The organism is Pseudomonas sp. Pse79, assembly GCF_024519615.1.
Classification (GTDB): Bacteria; Pseudomonadota; Gammaproteobacteria; order Pseudomonadales; family Pseudomonadaceae; genus Aquipseudomonas; species Aquipseudomonas veronii.
Genome location: NZ_JALJRR010000030.1, coordinates 45757 through 62495, shown reverse-complemented (window position 1 = coordinate 62495; position 16739 = coordinate 45757). Strand labels below are relative to the sequence as shown.

The window sequence follows — 16739 nt, the reverse complement described above, 5'->3', positions numbered from 1 at the left end:
GTGCACCGGGCGTTTTGAGACTGAAATAGGTGTAAACCTATTTCAGGACTAGACAAACAAATTCTGAAAACACCAAAGATTCAATGTGAGAGGGGGCTTGCCCCCTCCCACATTTCAGAGCGGTTTGAAATCCAACAGATGCGGCAGATCCACATCCCAGAGTACGCCAGGGTCGTTTACCTGGATCTCGCGCACCTGCCCCTGGGCAAACAGCGGCTTGGCCCCGCGATCGCCCGTCAACGCCATCAACGCTGGCCCAAACGCTCGTCCAAACGCAACCGGATGCCCATACTGGCCGGCATGCACCGGCACGTTGATGCTGTCCACGTGCTCCAGCACCCGTTCAATACTGGACGGCAGGATGAACGGCATATCACCCAGCACCACCAGCCAGCCATCACTGGAAGCACTGGCCGCGACCGCTGCCGCAATGCTGTCGCCCATTCCGGCCGAGCACAGCTGCACTACCTCGCAGCCATGGACCTGCGCCAGACGAATGACTTCAAGCCGCTCGGGCGACGTCACCAGCACGCGCTTTAGCGCCCACGCCGGCAAATTCACCAGCACCTGCTCGATCACCGGCCGCACCACTGCGTCCCGGCCGACGCACTCAGCCAGCAATTTATCCCGATCTGCCCCGGCTTCAGCGCGAAAACGACTGCCCTGCCCCGCCGCCAGCACAATCACCGTGACGGTCATTCAACCTGCACCGACAGCGGCTTTTTCTGCAGCGGCACCACGCCATTCTTGATCGCGACAATTTCCGCCAGCAACGACAGCGCGATCTCCGCCGGTGTATGGCTGCCGATATGCAAACCGATCGGCCCATGCAACCGCGCGATCGCCTGCGCAGACAACCCCAGCGCCGCCAGGTTTTCCCGGCGTTTACGCGTGTTGACCCGCGAACCCAGCGCGCCGATATAGAACGCATTGGAGTTCAGTGCCGTCAGCAACGCCATATCGTCCAGGCGCGGGTCGTGGGTCAGGCAGACGATGGCTGTGCGTTCGTCGGTCTGGATGTTCAGCACCGCTTCATCAGGCATGCCGGGCACAAAGCGGCCGTGCGGTTCTTCCCAGCCATACACGAACTCTTCACGCGGGTCGCAGATCAGCACTTCGAAATCCAGCAACCGCGCCATCTGCGCCACGTAGCGGGACAACTGCCCGGCGCCGATCAACAGCAGGCGCCAGCGCGGGCCATAGATGGCGCGCAGGCGCTCGCCGTCGAAGCTCACCACGTCGGTCTTGCTCGCGGGGCTCAAGCTCACGTCGCCGGTGGCCAGGTCCAGCTCCCGAGCGACGATTTCATGGGCGTCACAGCGCGCCAGCAACTCGGCCACCCACTGCCACTCCGTCACGCGCTCTTCGGTCAGGCGCAGGGTGCCGCCGCACGGCAGGCCGAAACGCGCCGCTTCATCGCGTGTCACGCCGTAGGTCACCAACTGCACCGCGGGCCCGTCGTCCGCCAACCGACCATCCTGCAAACGCGCAATCAAGTCGTCTTCAATGCAACCGCCGGACACCGAGCCGATCACCACCCCGTCGCCGCGCAAGGCCAGCATGGCCCCGGGCGGACGCGGCGCGCTACCCCAGGTCTGGACCACGCTGTACAACACCACCCGCTGCCCCGCGCGGCGCCATTCGAGCACGCTGCGCAGGACATTCAGATCCACGCTGTCCATCAAGCCTTCGCCTCCTGCCAGCCTTGCAACTGATAACGCACGGGCAGGTTGCGAATACGCTTGCCGGTGGCGGCAAAGATCGCATTGCACAGCGCCGGCGCAATCGGCGGTACGCCGGGCTCACCGACACCGCCCAACGGCACCTCGCCCTGTGGCGTGACCAGGTGGACCGCGACAACCTTGGGCCCCAGGGACATGCGCGCCACTTCATACATATGGAAGTTGTCCTGCTGGACCTTGCCGTCCTTGAAGCTGATCTCGCCCAATACCGCGTTGCCCAGGCCCATCACGCAGGCGCCTTCGAATTGCGAGCGAATGCGTTCCGGGTTGATCTGCGGGCCGCAGTCCACAGCGATATCCGCCTTGTGGACGATCAGCGTGCCGTCGTCTTTGACTTCCACCTCGATCACCGCCGCCACATAGGTGACGAAACTGTAATGCACCGCCAGCCCCAGGCCTCGCCCCTTGGGTAGCGTGCGCCCCCAGCCGGCGGCTTTGGCGGCGGTTTCGAGGACGCCGCGCAGGCGGGCGGTATCGATCGGGTAGCGCTCCGGGGATTCGCCGTAGTTCCACTCATCGCTCAGGGTTTTCGGATCGATCTGACGGTCCGGCCCAAGCAGTTTGAGTTGGTACTGCAACGGGTCCTGGCCGGCCTTGTGCGCCAGCTCATCGACAAAGCTCTGAATCGCAAAGCCATGCGGGATGTTCGATACCGAGCGGTACCAGCCAACCCGGGTGTGGGCGGCGGCTTCGGGGTTTTCCAGGCGCACGTTGGGAATCGCGTAGGCCATGTTGGTAAAGCCCATGCCCAGCTCGAACGCCGCCTCGTGGTTCATCCCCGGCGCAAACAACGCGGTGATGCTCGGCGCGACGGTGCGGTGCAGCCAGGCGGAAGGCAGGCCGTCCTTGTTCAGGCCGGCCTTGAGGTACTCGGCGGAAACCGTGTGGAAGTAGGAGTTGTGGATGTCATCTTCACGGGTCCACTGCACGCGCACGGCCTTGCCGGGGAACTCCTTGGCGAGGATGGCCGCCTCGACCACGAAGTCCGGCTTGGACTTGCGACCGAAACCGCCGCCCAGCAGCGTGACATTGATCGTCACGTTATCGAAAGGCAGGCCCAGGCGCTCGGCGACGCGCTCACGGGTCACCTGGGGCGCCTGGCTGGGGGCCCAGGCTTCGCACTGGCCCTTGTCGAAACGGGCAACGGCAACCATCGGTTCCATCGGTGACTGGGCCAGATGCGGCAAATAATAAGCGGCGTCCAAAGTGCTGTCGGCCTCGTTCATCGCCTGCTCGAGGGTGCCGGTGTTGCGCACCACTTTGCCCGGTTGCCGCGCGGCCGCTTCCAGTTCCTTGCGGTAATCGATCGAGTTGTAGCCGGCGTTGACGCCGTCATCCCAGACAATCGCCAGCGCTTCGCGGCCCTTGATCGCCGCCCATGTGTTGCTGGCCACCACGGCCACGCCGCCCAGCGGCTGGAACTCCGAGGGCAGAGGCCGGCTTTCGATTTCGAGGACCCTGATCACCCCCGGCACCTTCAACGCCGCACTGGCATCGAAGGATTTGACCTTGCCGCCATACACCGTCGGCCGTGCAATGGTGGCGTAGAGCATGCCGTCGAAATGCACGTCCGCGCCGTAGACCGCGCGACCGTTGACGATATCGGCGCCGTCGATGGCCTTGACGCCCTCTTTGCCGATGTAGCGGAACTCCGACGGCTGCTTGAGGCGCAGCGTGTCGCGCGCCGGCACCGCCAATGCACCGGCAGCGGCGGCCAGCTCGCCATAGCCCAAGGTGCGACCGCTGGGCTGGTGAACCACCTTATGCAGCTGCGCACGGCACTCGCCCAGCGGCACCTTCCACTGTTCGGCAGCCGCCTGTTCCAGCATCGCGCGCACACTCGCGCCGCAACGCCGCATCGGTTCGAACCAGTGGCGCATGCTGCGCGAGCCATCGGTGTCCTGGTTGCCGTAACGCACTTCGTCAGCCAGCGCCTGCTGGACGCGCACGTGGGCCCAATCGGCGTCCAACTCATCGGCGACTACCAGGCTCAGGCTGGTACGCACGCCCTGGCCCATTTCCGAACGGTTGCAGATCACGGTCACGGTGCCGTCGGTGGCAATGCTGACGTAGACCTTGGGGTCATCGATCAGCCCATGGGGCATGGCATCGCCGCCATACTTCTTGGCGGCATCGGCGGCAAACGCGGCGGACAGGCCCCAACTGGCGGCGATCACCAGCGCACCGGTGGCGCCGACGCCCTTGAGGAAACCGCGACGGCTGAGGTTATCGAGGACGAAATCAGCGGGTAAGCGGTTCATGCCTTGGCCCCCTGCAGGTGCGTCGAGGCCTGGCGGATCGCGGTCTTGATGCGGTTGTAGGTGCCGCAGCGGCAGATATTGCCGACCATCGCCTCCTCGATCTGCTCGTCGCTGGGGTTGGGGTTGGTTTTCAGCAGCGCGGTGGCCGACATGATTTGCCCGCCCTGGCAGTAACCGCACTGGGCCACGGCACTGTCCAGCCAGGCTTGCTGCACGACCTGGCCGATGGGGTCGGTGTGCAGGTTGTCGATGGTGCTCACGGCCTGGCCCTTGACCGCGCCGATCGGAGTGATGCAACTGCGCGCCGGGGCGCCGTCGATATGAATGGTGCACGCGCCGCACAGGCCCATGCCGCAGCCGAATTTGGTGCCGTTGTAACCCGCCACATCGCGAATCGCCCACAACAGCGGCATATCCTCGGTGACGTCCAGTTGATGGTCTTGACCGTTGAGTTTCAGGGTAATCATTGGGCACGCCCGCCTTTTTTTGCATTTAGGGGCGAGCCATCTGCTGCGAAAGGTATCGCTGGTTCGGGTGCACGCAGATGGGCTCAGGCTGAGGAGGCTCTCTTGCGAAGACGGATCTTCACCGGGCCTTTGATGGAGCATTGACTAACTGTAAACCAAAAAATTCGAATTTGGCCGCGCAGAAACGCAAACGCCCCGAACCAGTCGGGGCGTTTGCGGATTGCTGTGGGCGTCAGTTCACGCCATCAGCGGGTTACTTGACCACCGGCGCAGGGCCTTCGGCCACGCCCAGGTCATCTTCTTCACGGGTGTCGGAGATCCCACGACCACCGGAAGCCAGCTCGACTTGCAGCGTGTCTTCGTCCAGCTCCTTGACCCACTTGGCGACAACCAGGGTCGCCACGGCGTTACCGACCAGGTTGGTCAGCGCACGGGCTTCGGACATGAAGCGGTCGATACCGAGGATCAGCGCCAGGCCGGCAACCGGCAGGTGACCCACGGCCGACAGGGTCGCGGCCAGCACGATGAAACCACTGCCGGTCACGCCTGCAGCACCTTTGGAGGACAGCAGCAGCACCAGCAACAACGTGATCTGATGGGTGATGTCCATGTGCGTGTCAGTCGCCTGGGCGATGAACACGGCAGCCATGGTCAGGTAGATCGACGTACCGTCGAGGTTGAACGAGTAGCCGGTCGGGATCACCAGGCCAACCACGGATTTCTTCGCGCCCAGACGCTCCATCTTGATCAGCATGCGTGGCAGTGCCGATTCAGACGAGGACGTACCCAGAACGATCAGCAGCTCTTCACGGATGTAGCGGATCAGTTTCAGCACGCTGAAACCGTGCGCGCGGCAGATGGCGCCGAGCACCACCACCACGAACAGGACGCAGGTGATGTAGAAGCAGATCATCAACTGGCCCAATTGCACCAGGGAGCCGACACCGTAGGCACCGATGGTGAACGCCATGGCACCCAGCGCACCGATCGGCGCGAGCTTCATGATCATGTTGATGATGTTGAACATCACGTGGGCGAAGCGATCGATGAAGTCCAGCACCGGCTTGCCGTAGGCACCCAGGCGATGCAGGGCGAAACCGAAGATCACCGAGAACATCAGCACTTGCAGGATGTCACCGTTGGCGAATGCGCCGACGATGGTGTTTGGAATCACATTGAGGATAAACCCTACGATGCTCTGGTCTTTACCAGCTGTCACGTAGGCCGCCACTTTGGATGCGTCCAGGGTGGCCACGTCGATGTGCATGCCGGCGCCCGGCTGCACAACGTTCACCACGAACAGGCCGATCAGCAGGGCGATGGAGGACACGACTTCGAAGTACAGCAGCGCGTAGCCGCCGGTTTTGCCGACCGATTTCATGCTCTGCATGCCAGCGATGCCGCTGACAACGGTGCAGAAGATGATCGGGGCGATGACCATTTTGATCAGTTTGATGAACCCGTCACCCAGCGGCTTGAGCGCCACACCGGTCTGCGGGTAGAAGTGACCGAGCAAAATACCGATAACGATGGCAACGATCACCTGGAAATACAGGGATTTGTACAGTGGCTGACGAGTCGTCATTGCAAAGTTCCTCAATCGTCCCGTGTGGCAAATATCCGCCATTGCCCACGGCACTTGAATTGCGAACCCTCCTGCACTGGAGGGATTTGTTGTTTGCGAGACCTGTAGGACCAAGCCTGCGCTGTAATCCTTATCGCAAACGTCGTGCCACTTTGCTGAAACGGCCTGAAGCCCCTTAAACATCAGGGCTGGAGGGATCAAGGCGCGCCTGAGCGCCGTCCATTGCATGGCGGGTTTCCGCCAACTCGCCGTGTCTCGTCCTACAATTTGGCGGATATCCGCCTTGTCGCTGTAGCGGGTGATGGCTACCATCCGCCCTTCCATGGACGAGGCCCTTGCATGCGCGAACGTACCATCGCCAGTCACTACGCCCGAGCGGCCCTCGGCGGTGCGCGCCGGGCCGGCTACGACTACTCGGGCCTGTTGCAGCAGGTGGGCATCACCCCGGAACTGCTGAACGAACCCCGCGCCCGCATCGCCCCGGAACAATTTACCCGGCTGTTGCAAATGCTCTGGCTCGCGCTGGACGACGAATACCTGGGCTTTGCCGAAGGTCCGAGCAAGCGCGGCACGTTCGCCATGATGTGCCACGCGCTGATCCATTGCCGCACCCTGGAGAAGGCACTCGAACGCGGCTTGTTGTTTTACAGCCTATTCCCACAAGGTCCGCGTTGGCAGCTGACACGGGAAGGCGAAATGGCCCGCTTGAGCCTGGACGACTCCCAGCTCGGGGACCCGGATCACTTTCTCAGCGAATCCCTGCTGCTGATCTGGCATCGCCTCGGCAGTTGGTTGATCGGCCAGCGCATCCGCCTGCAGCAGGCCACGTTCAGCTACCCGATGCCGGCCCACGCCAGCGAATACGACCTGTTGTTTCCCTGCCCGCAGGTGTTCGGCGCACCGAACAGCAGCCTGGTGTTTCCTGCGCGTTACTTGAGCCTGCCGCTGCTGCAGGACGAGCGCACCCTCAAGCATTTCCTGCAGCGCTCCCCCGCCGACTTGTTGTCGCGTCCCGATGAAGGCGACAGTTTGAGCAGCCAGATCCGCCGCCTGCTCAGCCGTGACCGCACACCCTGGCCGGACCTGGACGCCGTTGCCCAGCACCTGCACATCAGCCCGCAGACCCTGCGCCGACATCTGCGTGAAGAAGGCAGCAGTTTTCAAGCGCTCAAGGATGAGCTGCGGCGGGACATCGCCATTTACCACCTGGGACGCGCGGATCTGTCATTGCAGGAAATTGCCGAACAGCTCGGGTTCTCCGAGCCGTCGGCGTTTCATCGGGCGTTCAAGAAGTGGACGGGATTGACGCCGGGGGCTTATCGGGCACAGGAGAGTTAGGCAGGCGCCACTCAAGGAAGGTCAAACGGCCGGAAAGTGGATCTTGAACGCCGCGCCCCCTAAAGGCGAGTCGCCCAGGGTCAGGCGCGCGCCGTAGCTTTCAATGATGTCCTTGACCACCGCCAGGCCGATCCCCTGCCCCGGGTGCTGACGGTCCAGCCGCTCGCCCCGTTGCAGAATCCGCGCGCGCTGGTCGGGCGGCACACCGGGGCCGTCATCTTCGATGCACAGTTCGATGCCATCCAGGCTTTCCACCAGGCTGATACGCACTTCGCTCAGGCACAGGCGGTAGGCGTTTTCCAGCAGGTTGCCGAGCAGTTCCAGCAAGGCGCCTTTTTCGATGGGCACATCGCACGCGTCCGGCAATACGAAGCTCACTTTGACGTGCTTGTCGCGGTAGACCTTGTCCAGCGTGTCGCACAGGCTTTGCAGTACCGGCTGCAGGCGTACCTGATGGCGTACCAGGCCGCTTTTACGCAGGCTGGCACGCTGCAACTGGTAGCTGATCTGCTGGCTCATGCGTTCGATCTGCGATTGCAGCACCCAGGCCTGGTCGCGGTCTTCGGGGCGCTGGGCCATGTCTTCGCTCACGCCCTGCAACACCGCCAGCGGGGTTTTCAGGCTGTGGGCCAAGTCGTCGAGGGAGTCGCGGTAGCGGGTACGCTGCTCGCGTTCACTGTGCAGCAAGCGGTTGAGAGACCCGGTGAGGCGCAGCAGTTCGCGCGGGTGTTCTTCGCTGAGGCTTTCGCGGGTGCCGCCTTCGATCTGGTCCAGCTCCTGGCTCAGGCGCCGCAACGCTTGCAGGCCCCAGGTCAGGCCCAGCCAGAGCAACGTCAGCAACACCAGCAACGCCGCGCCGAAGCCCAGGTAGAGGTTTTCGCGCAGGCCTTCGAGGGTCAACTGGTATTCGCGCACCGGTTGCAGCGCGACGATGCTGAACGCCGCACTCTTGCCGCCGAGCAGTTTGACCTCGACGTCATACACGAAGAATTCCTGGCCATTGCCCTCGCGAATCCGCGCAAACTCATTACCGCGCCCGTCATAGCGCGGCCTGTAGTTGATGTTTTCTTCCTGGGTTGCCCGCGAGCGCCACACCAGATGGCCTTCGCGGTCGTAGATATAACCGAGCAACCGGCTATCGGTGAGGTTGAAGCGTTCGTCCGGCAACTGCGCCGGCATCTGCAGGCGGTTGTTTTCGACCCGCGCCGCCGAAATCAAGGTGGTGACGTCCGACGCCAGGCGCTGCTCGATCGAGTCCTGCAAGGCCAGGCTGAACGCGCCCTGCATGGCCGGCAACAAACCCAGCATAAACAGCACGGCCAGGGTGGCGGCCGCCAGCATCAAGCGCACACGTAACGAGCGAATCAACGACAGCGCTCATTGAACAGATAGCCCAGGCCGCGCACGGTGTCGATCGGCTTGAACCCGCCCGGGCCTTCCAGTTTACGGCGCAGGCGGCCGACCAGCACTTCGATGACATTCGGGTCGCGCTCGTCGTCATCGGGGTAGAGCTGCTCCATCAAGCGGTCCTTGGGCACTACCTGCTGATGGTGACGCATCAGGTACTCGAGAATCCGGTACTCGTAGGCGGTCAGCGCCAGGGGCTGCTCGTCCAACGAGGCCTGCTTGCGGTTGAGGTCCAGCAGCAAGGGGCCGGCGACGATGGTCGATTGGGTAAAGCCGCTGGAACGACGCAGCAACGCGTTCATCCGCGCTTCCAGTTCTTCGAACTGGAACGGCTTGACCACGTAGTCGTCGGCGCCAGCGGCCAGGCCTTCGACCTTGTCCTGCCAGTTGCCGCGAGCGGTGAGGATCAGGATCGGGAAGGTCTTGTCCTGGGCGCGCAGTTGGCGGATCAGATCAAGACCGCCCATGCCGGGCAGGCCGAGGTCGATGATCGCCAGGTCATGGTTGAATTGGCCAGTCTGGTACAAGGCCTCCTCCGCGTTGGCCACGGCTTCGACCACGTGCCCGCTGTCGGTCAGGCGGGTATACAGGTGATGACGCAACAGAGCCTCATCTTCCACGACCAGCAATTTCATAAGGCTCTCCAAAGCAAATCAACAGTCCGACAGAGGGATATCATAGCGGCCCTGCAGGTCTTGCGGGCGCAGTTTAATGCCATTGTATTGGCCACCAAGATGCTCATAGCCGGCACGATACGTCGCCTGCGGGCTGCTCGAACCCAGCGACTGGCCCCAAGGCGCGGCCTGGCTGCGCACCGCCTCGAAGCTCACACGCTGCATCAGCGTGCTGGATTTCTTGGTTCTCTCGCTACCGAATGCCGCAAAGGCGCCATCGCTGGCCTGCGCCCCGGCGGTGGCACTGAACATGGTCAACGCCAACATCAGCTTCTTGATTGCAGTCATGGTACTTACCTCCACGTAGGCTGTAGGCCCACACTACGCAAGCGCCCCTGAACTCCCCCTGAACAGGCTCTGAACCTGGCCTGAACCGCTACGGACTATCCACTGGCGCGCCAACTCGGCAAAATACCGCCCATGACGCCCCTACCCGCTTGCTGCACCCCACTCGACGCCCATTGGCCACTGCCCGATCCCTTGCCGGGCACGGTGTTGCTCAGTACGCGCTTTGATCCGGCCCTGTTGATCCCCGGTGATTTCCAACGCAGCGCGGTGCCGCCGCCGGCGAGCATCCAGCGTTCGGTGGCCAAGCGCCAGGCGGAGTTTCTCGCCGGACGGTTATGCGCCCGCGCCGCCTTGCAACAACTCGATAACCTGGACTGCGTGCCGGCAATCGGCGAAGACCGGGCGCCGGTGTGGCCGCCGCACATCAGCGGCTCCATCACCCACAGCAGCGGGCACGCGGCGGCAATCGTCGGGCACAAGGCGCAATGGCGCGGGCTGGGGATGGACCTGGAAAATGTCCTGAGCCTGGAGCGCGCGGAACGCCTGGCGGGGGAAATTCTCACCGCCGATGAGTTGCAGCGCATGGCCGGGTTGCCGCGTGAGCAACATGCGCGGCTGGTGACACTGACGTTTTCGGCCAAGGAGAGCCTGTTCAAGGCGCTCTACCCGATCGTGCAGAAGCGCTTCTACTTTGAGCATGCCGAAGTGGTGGAATGGTCCGAGCACGGCCAGATGCGGTTGCGGCTGCTGACGGAGTTGTCCGGCGAGTGGTGCCACGGCAAGGAGTTGGTTGGGCAATTTGCGGTGGATGGGGATCAGTTGTTGAGCCTTGTAGCAATCGGCGTCTGATCGAGCGTCATCGGGGGCAAGCCCCCTCCCACACTGGAATGCATTCCAAGAGGGGCGGTGCGAGGGTTCGGCTTGCTCCCGATAGCAGTATCAGGATTTATCCTGGTCCCGTGGCCAACTCAGGCTGAAGCACGCTCCTCCCAGGTTGTTGCTCTTGCTGATCAATGCCCGCCCGCCATGCCAATGAATAATCCGCCGCACAATCGACAAGCCCAGGCCATGCCCGCCCGAGGCGCGGGTGCGGCTGTCGTCCAGGCGCAGGAACGGCGTGAAGATGCGTTCCCAGGCGCTTTCCGGTACGCCAGGACCATCGTCTTCCACATCGATGCGGCAGCGCACCTGGCCGACCTGGTAACTGATCAGCACCCGGCCCTGGGCATGGCGCATGGCGTTGCTCACCAGGTTCTGCAGGGCGCGGTGCAGGTAGCGCGGTTCGGCATCGACCCAGGCATCGTCCCAATGCACCGATGACAGGCAGATACCACGGCTCACGCTGACCTGCGGGCGCAGTGGCGATAATTCGCCGATCACCTGGTCGAGCAACGCATTGAGGTCGACCCGCTGGAAATTCAGCTCCGGCGCGCCCTGCTCCAGGCGCGCGTAGGTGAGCATTTCGTCGACCAGGCCGTCGAGGTCCTGAATATCGCTGTCCATGCCTTCGAGGTATTTGCGCCGGGCCTGCGGGGTGGCGGCCTCGCCGATCATCTCCAGGCCGAAACGCAGGCGCGCCACCGGGGTGCGCAACTCGTGGGACACCGCGCGCACCAGTTCGCGCTGGATCGCGAGCAACTGCTGCAGGTGCTCGGCCATGCCATTGAAGGCGGCGGCCAGGCGCCCCACCGAGTCGGCGCCGCGCGCGGGCACGCGCACTTCCAGGTTGCCTTTGGCAATACGCGTGGCAGCGGCCTCCAGGCCTCTGAGCCGGCGCTCGAGCTGACGCACCAACAGATAAACGATCAGGCCAATCAGGGTCAGGCCGATCAATGCGATCAGGATCAACCATTGCGCCGGGTACGGGTTCATTTGATACAACGGGCCGATTTCAAGCACCCAGGGCGTGCCGACCATGCCGGCAAACACCCGAATCGAGTCGCCGCCCTTGCCCAGCGCCATCACCGTATCGCCCTCCGACACGCGGCGGCGCTGGTCGTCGTCCATATCGGCCTGATCGAGGGCCATCAGGTGCATCTCGAAGCCAAACCCTTTGGCTTCCTTTATATCCGCCAGGCGTTGCGGTTGCTCGGCCACCGGAAAACGCACCAACTCGTCGGCCAACAGGTAGATCGTCGCCCGCGCCAATTGCTCGCTGATCTGTTGCACTTCACCTTCCAGCACCAACTGATCCTGCTCGCTGACCAAACGCAGGACCCGCGCCGCATGGGGGCCGGTCTGTTGCACCAGCACCTGGCCATGCTGCAGGCGGGTGCGTTGGCCGAGGTCCAGTTGGGCATCGGTGTACGTGCGCAGCATCAGGGGAATGCCCAACAGGCGCTCCCACACCGCCAGCGCACGCTGGCGCTCGATCGCGCTCATGGGTTGCAGGTTGTCGCCCATCAAGGCAAAGGTGCCGTGGGCCAGACGCTCGCGGTACTGCCCGCTGCGCACGTCGTTGAGCAGGTGCAACGCCAGCACGCCCAGCAGCGCCACCAGGATCAGCGCCGCGCACATGCCGCCGTAGATGCGCAGGAAGATCGAGTTCACAGCGGTATGTCGCCAGCGGCTTCGGGGACGAACAGATAGCCTTTGCTGCGCACGGTCTTGATCAGGCGCGGGTGGATCGGATCGTCGCCGATCTTCGGACGGATGCGCGAGATACGCACGTCGATCGAGCGGTCCTGGCCGTCGTAGCCGATGCCGCGCAGGGCGATGAAGATTTCTTCGCGCGACAGGATGCGCCCGGCATTCGCCACCAGCAGCCACAGCAGGTCGAACTCGGCGCTGGTCAGTTCGATGCCGTCGCCCTGCAGCCAGGCTTCGCGCAGGGCGTTATCCACGAGCAGCGGGCCGAATTGCAGGCGGCGCTGGTTTTGCGCGACGGCCGGTTCCGCCGGCTCGCTGCGGCGCAACAGGGCCTGGATACGCGCCAGCAGCAGGCGCGGGCGCACGGGTTTGCACACGTAGTCGTCGGCGCCCATGTCCAGGCCCAATACCTGGTCCATGTCGTCGGTACGCGCGGTGAGCATGAGGATCACCCCGTCGTAGCGCTCGCGCACCTTGCGGCAGATGCTCAGGCCATCTTCGCCGGGCAGCATCAGGTCGAGGATCACCAGGTCCGGCTGTTCGGCGATGATCCGCGCCGCAGCCTGGGCGCCGTCGCTTTCCACCGACACGCGCAGGCCGTTGCTCTCCAGGTAATCACGGGTCAACTCGGCCAATCGCTCGTCATCCTCGACGATCAGGATTTGCCAGGCTTCATGCTCCACAGGTAATCCTCGTTGTTATTAGGGGATTGGTTGGTCTGCTTGATCAAATGTGGGAGGGGGCTTGCTCCCTCCCACATGTTGATCTTCGCCAGCCACACCTTATTTGTAATGTTGTGAGGGCATAACAATGATCGATTGTAGCCATGCCCCAACCCTCGAACACAAGCCAGGAAATGCATTCGGTGATGAGGTTTTTTTGTGATAGGGTTCGCGCCCTCAAAAATCCAAAGAGCCGTTTTTTTCTTGGAATATTCAGTGACAAACGGCGCGGTCCCGCAGTACTGCGGCCTACACGGGCATTCTACGTTTCATACACATTTTACTCACAGCGTTATCCACAGCCCCTGGATTGCTAAGCCTCCAAAAACGCATTATCTTGTACCTCGGCGCCAAAAAAACCCTACATGTAGGGTTTTGAACTAAAAGACCAAACACAAATCAGACAAGAAACTCAAGCCCTTTCTTGCTCCTGTTTGGTCCAACTCCAGCATTTTTTGAAAGCCCAAACCGCTCATGCGGATGGCAACCGTTTTAGCGCTCCAACAGCGCAAAACGGTACGGGTGTTGCAGTGCTTGAACCGGGCAACTGTCACCCACCAGGAATACGGCGAGGCGCTTTTGAGCGCCAAACCGAAGACTTCGGCATGGAAGCGGCGCGATAAGCCCCCCTTCCTCCTGTCCCGAAGTTGTTATGCCAGGCCAAGGCCTGCTGTAAGTGCTTCAGGACGGAACGGTGGGCACCGTGATGGTGCCCAAATAAATATAGAATGTGGAGACAACCCCCCATGCAAACCGACACAACTCGCGAGAACCCGCAGGGCTCCGTGCCGCAGGCCGCTGATTCGAATATGGATCTGTCCGCCACTGCACCCGGCCAACTGCGCGTGATCAAGCGTAACGGCACTGTCGTTCCTTACACCGATGACAAAATCACCGTCGCCATCACCAAAGCGTTTCTTGCAGTTGAAGGCGGCAACGCTGCCGCCTCGTCGCGCATCCACGACACCGTTGCCCGCCTGACCGAACAAGTCACCGCGACCTTCAAGCGTCGCATGCCTTCGGGCGGCACCATCCACATCGAAGAAATCCAGGACCAGGTCGAACTGGCCCTGATGCGTGCCGGCGAGCAGAAAGTCGCCCGCGACTACGTGATCTACCGTGATTCGCGCGCCAAGGAACGTGCCGTTCGCTCCCCGGCCGACGAAGCCGCCGTACACGCGCACCCATCGATCCGCATCACCCTGGCCGACGGCACCTTCGCGCCGCTGGACCTGGGCCGCCTGAACACCATCATCACCGAGGCCTGCGAAGGCCTGGAAGAAGTCGACGGCGACCTGATCCAGCGCGAAACCCTGAAGAACCTGTACGACGGCGTGGCCCTGACCGACGTCAACACCGCCCTGGTGATGACTGCCCGTACCCTGGTTGAACGCGAGCCGAACTACTCGTTCGTCACCGCGCGCCTGCTGATGGACACCCTGCGTGCCGAAGGCCTGGGCTTCCTCGGCGTAGCCGACAGCGCCACCCACCACGAGATGGCCGACCTGTACGCCAAGGCCCTGCCGGCCTACATCGCCAAGGGTATCGAATACGAATTGCTGAACCCGGTCCTGGCCACCTTCGACCTGGAAAAACTCGGCAAGGCGATCAACCACGAGCGCGACCAGCAGTTCACCTACCTGGGCCTGCAAACCCTGTACGACCGTTACTTCATCCACAAGGACGGTATCCGCTTCGAACTACCGCAAGTGTTCTTCATGCGCGTGGCCATGGGCCTGGCGATTGAAGAGAAGCACAAAGAAGACCGCGCCATCGAGTTCTACAACCTGTTGTCGTCCTTCGACTACATGTCGTCCACGCCGACCCTGTTCAACGCCGGTACCCTGCGTCCACAGCTGTCGAGCTGCTACCTGACCACCGTGCCGGACGACCTGTCGGGCATCTACCACGCGATCCACGACAACGCCATGTTGTCCAAATTCGCCGGCGGCCTGGGCAACGACTGGACCCCGGTGCGCGCACTGGGTTCGTACATCAAGGGCACCAACGGCAAGTCCCAGGGCGTCGTACCGTTCCTGAAAGTCGTCAACGACACCGCCGTAGCGGTCAACCAGGGTGGCAAGCGCAAAGGCGCTGTATGTGCCTACCTGGAAACCTGGCACATGGACATTGAAGAGTTCATCGAGCTGCGCAAGAACACCGGCGATGACCGTCGTCGTACCCACGACATGAACACCGCCAACTGGATTCCTGACCTGTTCATGAAGCGTGTCTTCGACGACGGCAAGTGGACCCTGTTCTCGCCGTCCGAAGTGCCGGACCTGCACGACCTGACCGGCAAGGCCTTCGAAGAGCGCTACGAGTACTACGAAGCCCTCACCGAGTACCCAGGCAAGGTCAAGCTGTTCAAGACCATCCAGGCCAAAGACCTGTGGCGTAAAATGCTGTCCATGCTGTTTGAAACCGGCCACCCATGGCTGACCTTCAAAGACCCGTGCAACCTGCGCAGCCCGCAGCAGCACGTAGGCGTGGTCCACAGCTCGAACCTGTGCACCGAGATCACCTTGAACACCAACAAGGACGAGATCGCTGTTTGCAACCTGGGCTCGATCAACCTGCCGAACCACATCGTCAACGGCAAGCTGGACACCGCCAAGCTGGAGCGCACTGTCAACACCGCTGTTCGCATGCTCGATAACGTCATCGACATCAACTACTACTCGGTGCCACAGGCGCAGAACTCCAACTTCAAGCACCGTCCGGTTGGCCTGGGGATCATGGGCTTCCAGGACGCTTTGTACCTGCAGCACATTCCTTACGGTTCGGACGCCGCGGTCGAGTTCGCCGACAAGTCCATGGAAGCGGTCAGCTACTACGCGATCCAGGCTTCCTGCGACCTGGCCGACGAGCGCGGCGCCTACGAGACGTTCCAGGGCTCGCTGTGGTCCAAAGGCATCCTGCCGCTGGATTCGCAACAGATCCTGATCGCGCAACGTGGCCAGAAGTACATCGACGTTGACCTGAACGAATCCCTGGACTGGGCGCCGGTACGTGCCCGTGTGCAGAAAGGTATCCGTAACTCCAACATCATGGCCATCGCACCGACCGCGACCATCGCCAACATCACTGGCGTGTCGCAGTCGATCGAACCGACCTACCAGAACCTGTATGTGAAATCGAACCTGTCGGGCGAATTCACCGTGATCAACCCGTACCTGGTTCGCGACCTGAAAGCCCGCGGCCTGTGGGACTCGGTCATGATCAACGACCTGAAGTACTACGACGGTTCGGTGCAGCAGATCGAGCGCATCCCGCAAGAACTCAAAGAGCTCTACGCGACTGCCTTCGAAGTGGACACCAAATGGATCGTTGACGCCGCCAGCCGTCGCCAGAAGTGGATCGACCAGGCGCAGTCGCTGAACCTGTACATCGCCGGCGCTTCGGGCAAGAAGCTCGACGTGACCTACCGCATGGCTTGGTACCGTGGCCTGAAAACCACTTACTACCTCCGTGCCCTGGCCGCGACCAGCACCGAGAAGTCGACCATCAACACCGGCAAGCTGAACGCGGTTTCCAGCGGCAACCACGGTGATGACTCGGTGCTCGCCGCACCGGCCGGCCCGGCCCCCGTGCCGAAAGCCTGCGCGATCGACGAGCCGGATTGCGAAGCCTGCCAATAAGCTGAGCACGTTCCGGGCTTGATGG

General features: G+C 62.4%; 13 protein-coding genes. 3 read left to right on the top strand and 10 right to left on the bottom strand.

The annotated features are described in order from the left end of the window. Window positions 1-114: 114 nt before the first annotated feature. The 5 genes from NR164_RS26850 to NR164_RS26830 all read right to left on the bottom strand — a co-directional run bounded on the left by NR164_RS26850 (window position 115) and on the right by NR164_RS26830 (window position 6055). Window positions 115-699, bottom strand: coding sequence for a nucleotidyltransferase family protein (locus NR164_RS26850; protein ID WP_046382357.1), 585 nt, complete (start codon window positions 697-699; stop codon window positions 115-117). Continuing rightward, window positions 696-1682, bottom strand: coding sequence for an XdhC family protein (locus NR164_RS26845; RefSeq protein ID WP_046489265.1), 987 nt, complete (start codon window positions 1680-1682; stop codon window positions 696-698). The genes NR164_RS26850 and NR164_RS26845 overlap by 4 nt, the downstream gene beginning before the upstream one ends. Continuing rightward, window positions 1682-4003 (bottom strand): xanthine dehydrogenase family protein molybdopterin-binding subunit, encoded by a 2322-nt coding sequence (locus NR164_RS26840; protein WP_256823498.1) that lies wholly within the window; start codon window positions 4001-4003, stop codon window positions 1682-1684. Before NR164_RS26840 ends, NR164_RS26845 begins: the two co-directional genes overlap by 1 nt. After that, complete coding sequence (locus NR164_RS26835) at window positions 4000-4470, bottom strand: (2Fe-2S)-binding protein (RefSeq protein ID WP_046382354.1); 471 nt, start codon at window positions 4468-4470, stop codon at window positions 4000-4002. The genes NR164_RS26840 and NR164_RS26835 overlap by 4 nt, the downstream gene beginning before the upstream one ends. A 253-nt stretch (window positions 4471-4723) precedes the next feature. After that, entirely contained in the window at window positions 4724-6055 is a 1332-nt protein-coding gene (locus NR164_RS26830; RefSeq protein WP_079444538.1) for a dicarboxylate/amino acid:cation symporter, read from the bottom strand. Between the two features lie 339 nt (window positions 6056-6394). Between NR164_RS26830 and NR164_RS26825 the strand changes: the two genes are divergently transcribed. Continuing rightward, a complete protein-coding gene (locus NR164_RS26825) occupies window positions 6395-7393 on the top strand; it encodes an AraC family transcriptional regulator (protein ID WP_079444539.1) in 999 nt (332 codons plus the stop codon). A 21-nt stretch (window positions 7394-7414) separates the two neighbouring features. Here the strand turns inward: NR164_RS26825 and NR164_RS26820 are convergent, their stop codons facing one another. Genes NR164_RS26820 through NR164_RS26810 form a run of 3 tightly spaced genes read right to left on the bottom strand, consistent with a single transcriptional unit; the run spans window position 7415 to window position 9762 of the window. Continuing rightward, window positions 7415-8761, bottom strand: coding sequence for an ATP-binding protein (locus tag NR164_RS26820; protein ID WP_046382351.1), 1347 nt, complete (start codon window positions 8759-8761; stop codon window positions 7415-7417). Continuing rightward, the gene (locus NR164_RS26815; protein WP_046382350.1) at window positions 8758-9435 is read right to left on the bottom strand and encodes a response regulator; all 678 of its coding nucleotides are present in this window, start codon (window positions 9433-9435) and stop codon (window positions 8758-8760) included. Before NR164_RS26815 ends, NR164_RS26820 begins: the two co-directional genes overlap by 4 nt. A gap of 18 nt (window positions 9436-9453) precedes the next feature. After that, the gene (locus NR164_RS26810) at window positions 9454-9762 is read right to left on the bottom strand and encodes a hypothetical protein (protein ID WP_046382349.1); all 309 of its coding nucleotides are present in this window, start codon (window positions 9760-9762) and stop codon (window positions 9454-9456) included. Between the two features lie 132 nt (window positions 9763-9894). Between NR164_RS26810 and NR164_RS26805 the strand changes: the two genes are divergently transcribed. Next, entirely contained in the window at window positions 9895-10611 is a 717-nt protein-coding gene (locus NR164_RS26805) for a 4'-phosphopantetheinyl transferase (RefSeq protein WP_256823497.1), read from the top strand. Between the two features lie 90 nt (window positions 10612-10701). On the opposite strand, the gene NR164_RS26800 is transcribed toward NR164_RS26805, so the two are convergent. Continuing rightward, window positions 10702-12312, bottom strand: a complete 1611-nt coding sequence (locus NR164_RS26800) for an ATP-binding protein (protein WP_046489255.1) — start codon at window positions 12310-12312, stop codon at window positions 10702-10704. After that, the gene (locus NR164_RS26795; protein ID WP_046382346.1) at window positions 12309-13034 is read right to left on the bottom strand and encodes a response regulator; all 726 of its coding nucleotides are present in this window, start codon (window positions 13032-13034) and stop codon (window positions 12309-12311) included. The genes NR164_RS26800 and NR164_RS26795 overlap by 4 nt, the downstream gene beginning before the upstream one ends. A gap of 785 nt (window positions 13035-13819) precedes the next feature. Between NR164_RS26795 and NR164_RS26790 the strand changes: the two genes are divergently transcribed. After that, window positions 13820-16714 carry a ribonucleoside-diphosphate reductase subunit alpha gene (locus tag NR164_RS26790; RefSeq protein WP_046382345.1) on the top strand — a complete coding sequence of 965 codons (2895 nt, stop codon included), beginning with the start codon at window positions 13820-13822 and terminating at the stop codon, window positions 16712-16714. Window positions 16715-16739 lie beyond the last annotated feature (25 nt).

Excerpts from the sequence above, each read along its gene's own strand:
- NR164_RS26850 (WP_046382357.1), bottom strand. The coding sequence starts at position 699 with ATGACCGTCACGGTGATTGTGCTGGCGGCGGGGCAGGGCAGTCGTTTT.
- NR164_RS26845 (WP_046489265.1), bottom strand. The coding sequence starts at position 1,682 with ATGGACAGCGTGGATCTGAATGTCCTGCGCAGCGTGCTCGAATGGCGC.
- NR164_RS26840 (WP_256823498.1), bottom strand. The coding sequence starts at position 4,003 with ATGAACCGCTTACCCGCTGATTTCGTCCTCGATAACCTCAGCCGTCGC.
- NR164_RS26835 (WP_046382354.1), bottom strand. The coding sequence starts at position 4,470 with ATGATTACCCTGAAACTCAACGGTCAAGACCATCAACTGGACGTCACC.
- NR164_RS26830 (WP_079444538.1), bottom strand. The coding sequence starts at position 6,055 with ATGACGACTCGTCAGCCACTGTACAAATCCCTGTATTTCCAGGTGATC.
- NR164_RS26825 (WP_079444539.1), top strand. The coding sequence starts at position 6,395 with ATGCGCGAACGTACCATCGCCAGTCACTACGCCCGAGCGGCCCTCGGC.
- NR164_RS26815 (WP_046382350.1), bottom strand. The coding sequence starts at position 9,435 with ATGAAATTGCTGGTCGTGGAAGATGAGGCTCTGTTGCGTCATCACCTG.
- NR164_RS26810 (WP_046382349.1), bottom strand. The coding sequence starts at position 9,762 with ATGACTGCAATCAAGAAGCTGATGTTGGCGTTGACCATGTTCAGTGCC.
- NR164_RS26805 (WP_256823497.1), top strand. The coding sequence starts at position 9,895 with ATGACGCCCCTACCCGCTTGCTGCACCCCACTCGACGCCCATTGGCCA.
- NR164_RS26790 (WP_046382345.1), top strand. The coding sequence starts at position 13,820 with ATGCAAACCGACACAACTCGCGAGAACCCGCAGGGCTCCGTGCCGCAG.